An 8,715-nucleotide genomic window follows, 5' to 3' on the forward strand; every position below is an offset into this window, starting at 1 on the left:
TAAGGAGTTGAAAATCAATGATTGAACAGGATACAATAAGATTGCTGAGGGAATGTGATGCAGGCATTAAGATGGGAGTTTCTTCTATAGATGATGTTTTTGATTATGTCAGCAGCGATGATTTTAGACATGCTCTTAAATATTGTAAAGATCAGCATGTAAAACTTCAGGATGAAATACAGACTCTTTTGGATAAATACCATGATGATGGAAAAGAACCTAATATGATGGCAAAAGGCATGTCATGGATGAAAACTAATGCCAAACTTGCTATGGATGGTTCAGATGAAACTATTGCAGATCTTATGACAGACGGATGTAATATGGGAGTTAAAACCTTAAATAAATACCTTAATCAATATGAAGCAGCTGATGAGCAATCGAAAAACATAACGAAGCGATTGATAAATCTTGAAGAAAAACTGGTGATGGATTCTCGCAGATTTCTATAACATGCAGAGCAGTGAATTGACAGAAAAATATTTATGATATTGCAGCATCAGTCATGATTTTATGATAGCAAAGCTTTGATCAAACCTTCTTTTTCCTTGAGATTATGCATACATTTAAGGGGAAGGGAGGTTTTTTAGTGAAAAGAATCTTAAAGAGATGGGAAAAAGTGCTTACAGGTGCCCTTATAGGTATATTTTTACTTGCAGGCGGTTTCATGGGTGTGGATAAATTTATGACTAAAGAGAGAAGTTTGACTATATTTGATGAGGCTTCTGTTGTATCGGGAAACGCACCGGCTGATGAATCTGCATCTTCTGATAAAGAAGTTAAAAATTCAGATCTTAAAATAGATGCTAAATCAGCTGTACTTATAGACGGAAGCAGTGGGAAAGTGCTGTTTGCGCAGAATGAAAAGGAACATCTGCCTCCGGCGTCTGTAACGAAGGTAATGACTCTTCTTTTGATATTGGAGGCTTGTGATTCGGGTAAGATATCACTTGATGATAAAGTGACCGTTTCAGAACGAGCAGCAGCCATGGGAGGCAGCCAAATGTATATGGAACCGGGTGAACAACATACTGTGGAGGAATTGCTCAAAGGGGTGATTATGGTCAGCGCCAATGATGGATGTGTTGCGTTTAAAAATATGCAGTTTAGGGAACAAAATAAAAACAGTATTACAAGCATTTGCAGCAGCTGATTGATTTAGGCTACGTTTATGTAGAAAAAAATGCTAATAATAGAAAGCTGAAGGGGAGGAATATATACATACTTCTATTACAGCTTCACCAAAATAGAGCAGAGAGTATTGATACCGCTGAAAGTACACTTTTAAAAGGTAGTATAATGTTTGAAATGGTTTCCAATATACCGGATACATCCGGCGGCATGAGTACAGCGCCGAATATGGCGAATATGTCTGGGGAAAGATCAGAAGTGTCAATGATACAGTCATCAAATGGCTTTGATGAGATGCTTGAGGGAACAGAAGGAGTGGACGGAGAAGAACTGATTACATATACAGATATTTTTGTTTTGGAACATACCAAAGAAATCGGTATTCTGCGAGCTATTAATGCATTAAAACATAATATTTAGCAGGTGTTTAATGTAGAAACGTTCATTATTGGATTATATGCAGGATTGATCGGCATTGGAATTACAGAATTTTTATTAATTCCATGTAATGTGATTATTCATAATGTGATAGGAACAGAGCTTGTTAATGCAGTGGTACTTATTCTGTTGGCATTGATTGGTGTATTTATTCCGGCAAAGAAAGCCGCGAAAAAAGATCTGGCAACTGCATTAGAGGCAGCATAATCGTTATGGCATTGTTATTAAACAGATAAAAAACACTGTCAATTCTTGAAGATACAATAGGAAATTGGCGGTGTTTTTACTATGGCTGAAGAAAGAACTTTGATGTGTTTGCCTGCATGATTTCTGCGAAAATTACGATTATTTGAGTGGAAGCGTTACAGTGAATGCAGTCCCTTTTCCTATCTCACTGGAAACAGAAATTGTTCCTCCGTGAAGATCAACAATTCGTTTTGCAAGAGTTAATCCTAAACCATTTCCAATCTCGTTGCGTGAAGAATCAGCCTGATAAAACTTTTCGTAAATTCGTTTCAAAACATCTTTGCTCATTCCGATTCCGTTATCAACGATAGAAATTTTTACGGAACGTCTGTCTGTACTTAGTAGAACACGGATTTGTCCACGATCTGGAACAAATTTCATCGCATTTCCGAAAATATTCTGCCATACCTGCATCAGCATTTCTCTGTTGCCTGTGTAATTGACAGTGCAGAGGTCAATATCAAGATCCAGTTCTTTTTCTATCCATTGCGATTCAAACAGCAAGATCACTTCCCTAAGCTGCTCATCCAGAGAGAAAGTTTCCTTTTTCACTTCAATTTCCTGATTTTCAAGTCTGGACAGAAGAAGAATATTTCCAGTCAGATTGGAAAGACGGCGAGTGTTAAAAAGAATTCTATTCGTATATTCTGTTCGTTTTTCTTCCGTTAAAGAATTATTTTGCAGTAAGGTGGCATATCCTTCAATGGCAGAGCAAGGTGTCTTGAATTCGTGAGAAACATTTTCAATAAAATCTGTTCGGAAAATTTCCGTATTGGAGAGTTCTTGAATCATCTTATTAAAATTTTGTGCTACGGAACGAAGCTCTTCTGCCTGAATGTTATCACTGAGTCGTACTTCAAAATTGCCTTTTACCACTTCTTTTGTTGCATTATCAATATTCTGAATAAATTTCAGAGGACGTTTTCCAATGACCTGAGAGAAAATTGTTCCAACAATAATACTGACTAGTGCAGATACAAGCAATATAAGTTCCGGTCTTGGGTTGGTTAAAATTCCACTGCGCAAAAGAAGAATAATAAATAAGTTAGTTAAAAAAACAGTAATAACAAGAATTAGAAAGACCATAGCGGAAAAAACAACCGTGATGTGAAACGTTTTTTTATTTATCATTTTTTTTCACCGCCTTATAGCCAAGTCCCCGGACTGTTACAATCTCAAAATCAGGATTTTCTTTAAATTTTTCACGCAGACGGCTAATATGGACCTCAAGTGTGTGTGTATCCGTTTCGGTGTCCGGTCCCCAGATTTCATCCATGATCTGCCGCCGTGTGAAAATACGGTTTGGCGAAGAAATCAGTTTGAATAACAGAAGAAATTCCTTTTGCGGGAGTTCTGTTTTTTTAGAATTTGTAATTACCGTGAAAGTTGTGCTGTCAAATTCCGTGTTTCCGAGTTTTGCCATTCTCTGGTTGACAATCTGAGAACGGCGAAGCAGCGCTTCTACACGCCACACCATTTCATTGACATCAATGGGTTTTACCATATAATCATCAGTTCCGGCGAGAAATCCTTCGTGTTTGTCCGCAGCATTTTCTTTTGCTGTGATGATGAGAATAGGGATAGTGTATCCGGCCTTTCGGATGACTTTTGTCATTTCAAAACCATCCATATTCGGCATCATGACATCAGAAACAATTACGTCTATATAATTTTTTTCCAACATATCAAAAGCATTTAGACCATCTGATGCGGGAATCGGCTTATAACCGTTATCGGAAAGAACAGTACAGAAAAGATCGCGAAGCTCTTTATCATCTTCCACAACTAATATCTGAAACATAGCATGTACCTCCTCTATCAGTATAATCCTTATATTTTTTATCATAACATAAAAACCTCAACTATATCTCAATAAAAGCCATCCATAGAACTTTTTTTGAACACTTTTCCATTCAGAACAATAAAAGGATCCCGGAAACGCCGAGACCCAATGAGAAAGCAGTATATAAGTATTATTTATTTTACATGAAGAATATAGTTTTCTTTTCGCGGAGCGGTTTTTGGAAGTTCGCCGTTTGCATATCCCAGTGCAATAGAAGCGACGCCCATGAGATTCTCAGGCAGACTCAATTGTTTTAACAGGACTTTGCCTTTTTCTGAAGAAAAGATATCTTTGGAGCGGTGAATCCAACAGCTTCCCAGTCCGGCAGCATAAGCTGCATTCAGCATGTTTCCGGCGGCTAAGGAACCGTCTTCGACAGGTGCAACTCCATCTTCCGGTGCCAATACGAAGATAATTGTCGGTGCGCCGTAATATGGATGAAAAGCTCCGGTGGGATCTACAATTTTCCCGCTCATTTCGTCGATCTGTTTTACCAGTTTTGGATTTTGAATAGCGATAATGACAGGAGCCTGAGAGCCGTTGCTATTTGCAGCATACGTTCCAGTTTCCAAAACTGCGTTTAATTCCTCGTCTGTAATCTGTTCCGGTTTGAAAGAACGGATACTTCTTCTTTCTTTTAATACCTTTAATACTCCATTGTTCATATTCAAATACCTCCATTTATAAATTTGAATGTTTGGATCTTGGATATCATAGAACAGCATTCTCAACTCAACCTCAAGTAAATGTGAAGGAAATATAAAAGGGTAAAATCTAAAAAGTTGAGGTTCAGTTGAGGTTGGATTGAGGTCTAGTTGAGAAAAGTCAGATATCGTATCAGCAGAATAAAAATGAGGAGGTTCATTATGCTGAAAATATTAAGATATCTCAGAAAGAAAGACTTGGGACTGATTTTTATCAGTTTGCTGTTTATTGCTACTCAGGTCTGGCTGGATTTGAAGATGCCGGATTATATGTCGGAAATCACGCGGCTGGTACAGACGGAAGGCAGTGAAATGGGAGAGATTATGTCTGCCGGAGGGAAAATGCTTCTCTGCGCTTTCGGAAGCCTGATAGCGGCAATGATTGTCGGTTTCATGGTAGCGAAAGTGGCGGCAAGTCTTTCTATGCGGCTTCGTGAAAAAGTATATGATAAAACAATGTCGTTTTCTATGGAAGAGATCAATGGTTTTTCAACTGCCAGCCTGATTACTCGTTCTACAATTGATATTACGCAGATTCAAATGTGTGTGGCAATAGGATTACAGGCAATAATTAAGGCACCGATTATGGCAGTCTGGGCAGTTGTGAAAATTGCAGGAAAAGGTTGGGAATGGACGGCTGCAACAGGAGGGGCGGTCATTGTTCTGATACTGATGCTCGGAAGCGTGATTGCGCTTGCTATGCCGAAATTTAAAAGTATTCAGAAACTGACGGATAGTTTGAACCGTGTAGCAAGAGAAAATCTGACCGGACTTCGGGTTGTCAGAGCCTACCATGCGGAAGATTATCAGGAAGCCCGTTTTGAAAAGGCAAATGATGATTTGACAAAAAACCATTTATTTACCAGTCGTACTATGGCGTTTATGCAGCCGGGAATGCAGCTTATTATGTCTGGGCTTGGACTTGCGATTTACTGGATTGGTACGTATCTGATCGACGGAGCGGCAGGACCGGATAAGCTGACACTGTTTTCTGACATGGTGGTATTTTCGCAGTATGCAATGCAGGTGGTTCTGGCGTTTATGCTTCTGACGATGACATTTATCATTCTTCCGCGTGCTATCGTTTCAGCAAAACGTATTAATGAGGTTCTGGACACTAAGACGAAGATCCATGATGGAAAGGTGACAGATTCTGAGCTTTACGAACAGGGAGAAGTGGAATTCAGACATGTCAGTTTTCAATATCCGGATGCGGAAGAATATATTCTGCATGATATTAGTTTTACTGCACATAAAGGGGAGACCGTTGCATTTATCGGCTCAACAGGAAGCGGAAAGAGCACATTGATTAATCTTGTTCCGAGGTTTTATGATGCAACAGAGGGTGAAGTTATTGTAGATGGAATTAATGTTAAAAACTATACGCAGGAAGCGCTTCACAATAAATTGGGATATGTGCCGCAGAAAGCGGTAATGTTCAATGGAACGGTTACTTCCAATGTAACCTATGGTGAAAATGGAAGAGCTCCGGCAGAAAAGGACGATATTATAGAAGCAGTATCCGTTGCTCAGGCAGAGGAATTTGTTATGAAAATGGATGGAACCTATGATGCGAAGATTGCGCAGGGCGGAACGAATGTGTCCGGAGGACAGAAACAGCGTCTTGCTATTGCAAGAGCTATCTGCCGCAGACCGGAAATCTATGTGTTTGATGATTCATTTTCAGCGTTGGATTATAAGACGGATCGAATTTTGCGGAAAAAACTGAAAGAAACAACGAACGGTGCAACCAGCCTGATCGTGGCACAGAGAATCGGAACCATTATGGATGCGGATAAAATTATCGTATTAGATGAAGGAAGGGTTGTCGGTCAGGGAACGCACAGGGAGCTGTTGAAAAACTGTCCAGTTTATCTGGAAATTGCAGAGTCACAGCTTACAAAGGAGGAGATTGCAAATGCCTAAGAATGAATACAAAATGGGAGAATATAAAAAAAATAACTCTTCGCATGGCGGCCCGGGAGGCCCGGGAGGAGCGGGCGGAATGACCGCCGGTGAGAAAGCCGATGATTTTGGAAAAGCCATAGGGCAGCTTCTCGCTTACTGTAAAAAATACCTTCCGTTTATGTTGGGGGCTGTTATACTTGCGGCAGCAGGAGCGATCTTAAATATTATCGGACCAAATAAATTGGCAGATATAACGGATTTGATTACAGAAGGACTGATGACAAAAATTGATGTGTCGGCGGTGGTAGATATCTGTATGCTGCTTGTTGTCCTGTATGTGTGTGGATGGGCATTCAGCCTGATCCAGGGACAGATTATGGCGGTCATCACACAGAGAGTATCTAAAACCCTGCGTGCTGATATTTCAGATAAAATCAACCGGCTTCCGCTGCGGTATTTTGATTCTAATAGTATTGGAAATACGCTGTCCATAGTGACCAATGACGTGGATACCATCTCCCAGACCATGAATCAGAGCATGGGAACGCTAGTGTCGGCACTGGCCACCTTTGTCGGCGCACTTGTAATGATGTTTTATACCAATTGGATTATGGCAGTGGCTGCGATTGTGGCAAGTTTATTAGGATTTGCGCTGATGATGGTGATTATTTCTCGTTCTCAAAAATACTTCCTGCGTCAGCAGATGGAACTTGGCGCCATCAATGGACACATTGAAGAAACATATGCCGGACATAATGTGGTAAAAGCATATAATGGAGAAAGACATGCAAGAAAGACATTCTGTGAAATGAACAGGCGTCTGTATGACAGTGCATGGAAGAGTCAGTTTATGTCTGGTCTAATGCAGCCGTTGATGGCATTTGTCGGTAATTTCGGATATGTAGTTGTTTGTATCGTGGGAGCGCTGCTTGCCTTGAACGGACATATCTCTTTCGGTGTGATTGTTGCGTTTATGATGTATGTACGGCAGTTTACACAGCCCCTTTCACAGCTTGCCCAGGCGGCAACCAGTCTGCAGTCCACAGCGGCAGCCTGTGAACGTGTATTTGAATTTCTTGGAGAAGAGGAAATGGAAGATGAAGGTCATAAGACAAAAGCGCTTTCCAATGTAAAAGGCAATGTGGAATTCAAACACGTTCAATTTGGATATAATGAAGACAAAGTGATTGTAAAAGATTTTTCGGTAAAGGCGAAAGCAGGGCAAAAAATTGCGATTGTCGGACCGACCGGAGCGGGAAAAACAACAATGGTTAATCTGTTGATGCGTTTTTATGAGACAAATTCCGGAGATATATTGATTGACGGAACACCATCGAAGGATGTGAAAAGAGAGAATCTGCGCAGTCAGTTCTGCATGGTGCTTCAGGATACATGGCTGTTTGAAGGAACCATTCGTGAAAATATCGTTTATTCCAAAGAAGGCGTGACAGATGAACAGGTGATAAAAGCCTGCAAAGCAGTGGGGCTTCATCATTATATAATGACACTTCCGCATGGATATGATACAGTTCTTGGAGATAACGCAAGTTTGTCACAGGGACAGAAACAGTTGATTACCATTGCAAGGGCAATGATTGCAGACGCACCGATTTTAATATTAGATGAAGCAACCAGTTCCGTAGATACCAGAACAGAAATTCTGATTCAGAATGCAATGGATAAGCTGATGGCTGGAAGAACATCTTTTGTCATTGCACATCGTTTGTCCACAATCCGCAATTCGGATTTGATTCTGGTGATGAAAGACGGGGATATTATTGAGAGTGGAAATCATGAAAAATTGATGGAAATGGGCGGTTTCTATGCAGATTTATATAATAGTCAGTTTGAAGAAAAAGAGGAAGCAGTATAGGAAATAACAGGGAAGTGTTTTTACGCTTCCCTGTGAAAGGAGAAAAACGAAAATGAAGTATAATTATATCGTAATTGAAAGAGAGTTTGGCAGCGGAGGAGCAGTCAGTAATACAAAAGCTCGCACAAAATGGTCCGGCAGTATTTATGGATAGTGGAACTCTTGAAATAAACAAATGTGTGGAAATTTTGAAAAATATTATGTTGATAACTTCTGAAAACTAAGTATTGACTTGTAGTCTGTTAGTTTACCAAAGCACACAAGCGGCATTGTGTTTTTTGCCGCTTGTGAAAATGAGTAAAACTGCAGGCCTATAATGTATTTTAACATTCTAAGTTATCTTCGGCATCTATCCACATCTGCAAATTCCCATCCAATGCCAATGTCACATATTCCAAGGATTTGTCTATAGCTGGCGCATTTAAGGCACATTGAGAATTAGGAGTTGTTCATAATTTATCCTTTGCAACATTACAATCAATTCTTAAAATATATACTTTCATATATTTTCTTACCATCTTTAAGAACGGTGCTGATATTCGGATTTGTTTCACGTAATTCTTTTTCTTGTA

At 39.8% G+C, this 8,715-nt stretch carries 9 protein-coding genes and 1 pseudogene; 6 read left to right on the forward strand and 4 right to left on the reverse strand.

Annotation, left to right across the window (positions count from 1 at the left end):
- The first annotated feature begins 17 nt into the window (after positions 1 to 17).
- From ACLR96_RS07375 to ACLR96_RS07390, 4 genes are all read left to right on the forward strand, one after another.
- Positions 18 to 452: a hypothetical protein gene (locus ACLR96_RS07375; RefSeq protein ID WP_177270026.1), complete on the forward strand. Its 435-nt coding sequence runs from the start codon at positions 18 to 20 to the stop codon at positions 450 to 452.
- Between the two features lie 137 nt (positions 453 to 589).
- Positions 590 to 1,153 carry a D-alanyl-D-alanine carboxypeptidase family protein gene (locus ACLR96_RS07380; protein ID WP_346727779.1) on the forward strand — a complete coding sequence of 188 codons (564 nt, stop codon included), beginning with the start codon at positions 590 to 592 and terminating at the stop codon, positions 1,151 to 1,153.
- A gap of 146 nt (positions 1,154 to 1,299) precedes the next feature.
- Positions 1,300 to 1,551: a hypothetical protein gene (locus ACLR96_RS07385; protein ID WP_177270028.1), complete on the forward strand. Its 252-nt coding sequence runs from the start codon at positions 1,300 to 1,302 to the stop codon at positions 1,549 to 1,551.
- Between the two features lie 45 nt (positions 1,552 to 1,596).
- Positions 1,597 to 1,776, forward strand: a complete 180-nt coding sequence (locus ACLR96_RS07390; protein ID WP_177270030.1) for a hypothetical protein — start codon at positions 1,597 to 1,599, stop codon at positions 1,774 to 1,776.
- Between the two features lie 138 nt (positions 1,777 to 1,914).
- On the opposite strand, the gene ACLR96_RS07395 is transcribed toward ACLR96_RS07390, so the two are convergent.
- The 3 genes from ACLR96_RS07395 to ACLR96_RS07405 all read right to left on the reverse strand — a co-directional run bounded on the left by ACLR96_RS07395 (position 1,915) and on the right by ACLR96_RS07405 (position 4,323).
- Positions 1,915 to 2,946: a HAMP domain-containing sensor histidine kinase gene (locus tag ACLR96_RS07395; protein WP_177270032.1), complete on the reverse strand. Its 1,032-nt coding sequence runs from the start codon at positions 2,944 to 2,946 to the stop codon at positions 1,915 to 1,917.
- Positions 2,936 to 3,616 carry a response regulator transcription factor gene (locus tag ACLR96_RS07400; RefSeq protein ID WP_187525467.1) on the reverse strand — a complete coding sequence of 227 codons (681 nt, stop codon included), beginning with the start codon at positions 3,614 to 3,616 and terminating at the stop codon, positions 2,936 to 2,938. Before ACLR96_RS07400 ends, ACLR96_RS07395 begins: the two co-directional genes overlap by 11 nt.
- Before the next feature lie 176 nt (positions 3,617 to 3,792).
- Positions 3,793 to 4,323 carry a nitroreductase gene (locus ACLR96_RS07405; RefSeq protein ID WP_412265522.1) on the reverse strand — a complete coding sequence of 177 codons (531 nt, stop codon included), beginning with the start codon at positions 4,321 to 4,323 and terminating at the stop codon, positions 3,793 to 3,795.
- A gap of 201 nt (positions 4,324 to 4,524) precedes the next feature.
- Between ACLR96_RS07405 and ACLR96_RS07410 the strand changes: the two genes are divergently transcribed.
- Together ACLR96_RS07410 and ACLR96_RS07415 are read left to right on the forward strand one after the other, a co-directional pair.
- The gene (locus ACLR96_RS07410; protein ID WP_412265523.1) at positions 4,525 to 6,288 is read left to right on the forward strand and encodes an ABC transporter ATP-binding protein; all 1,764 of its coding nucleotides are present in this window, start codon (positions 4,525 to 4,527) and stop codon (positions 6,286 to 6,288) included.
- Positions 6,289 to 6,301: 13 nt separating this feature from the next.
- Entirely contained in the window at positions 6,302 to 8,143 is a 1,842-nt protein-coding gene (locus tag ACLR96_RS07415; RefSeq protein ID WP_412265527.1) for an ABC transporter ATP-binding protein, read from the forward strand.
- Between the two features lie 323 nt (positions 8,144 to 8,466).
- Here ACLR96_RS07415 and ACLR96_RS07420 read toward each other — a convergent pair.
- Positions 8,467 to 8,661, reverse strand: a pseudogene (locus ACLR96_RS07420) (toxin-antitoxin system protein).
- Between the last annotated feature and the right edge of the window lie 54 nt (positions 8,662 to 8,715).

This window comes from Lentihominibacter sp. (assembly GCF_046951855.1).
GTDB classification, from domain to species: domain Bacteria; phylum Bacillota; class Clostridia; order Peptostreptococcales; family Anaerovoracaceae; genus Lentihominibacter; species Lentihominibacter hominis.

Coding starts and splice junctions, on each gene's coding strand:
- ACLR96_RS07395 (WP_177270032.1), bottom strand. CDS start 2,946: ATGATAAATAAAAAAACGTTTCACATCACGGTTGTTTTTTCCGCTATG.
- ACLR96_RS07385 (WP_177270028.1), top strand. CDS start 1,300: ATGTTTGAAATGGTTTCCAATATACCGGATACATCCGGCGGCATGAGT.
- ACLR96_RS07410 (WP_412265523.1), top strand. CDS start 4,525: ATGCTGAAAATATTAAGATATCTCAGAAAGAAAGACTTGGGACTGATT.
- ACLR96_RS07415 (WP_412265527.1), top strand. CDS start 6,302: ATGGGAGAATATAAAAAAAATAACTCTTCGCATGGCGGCCCGGGAGGC.
- ACLR96_RS07400 (WP_187525467.1), bottom strand. CDS start 3,616: ATGTTTCAGATATTAGTTGTGGAAGATGATAAAGAGCTTCGCGATCTT.
- ACLR96_RS07375 (WP_177270026.1), top strand. CDS start 18: ATGATTGAACAGGATACAATAAGATTGCTGAGGGAATGTGATGCAGGC.
- ACLR96_RS07405 (WP_412265522.1), bottom strand. CDS start 4,323: ATGAACAATGGAGTATTAAAGGTATTAAAAGAAAGAAGAAGTATCCGT.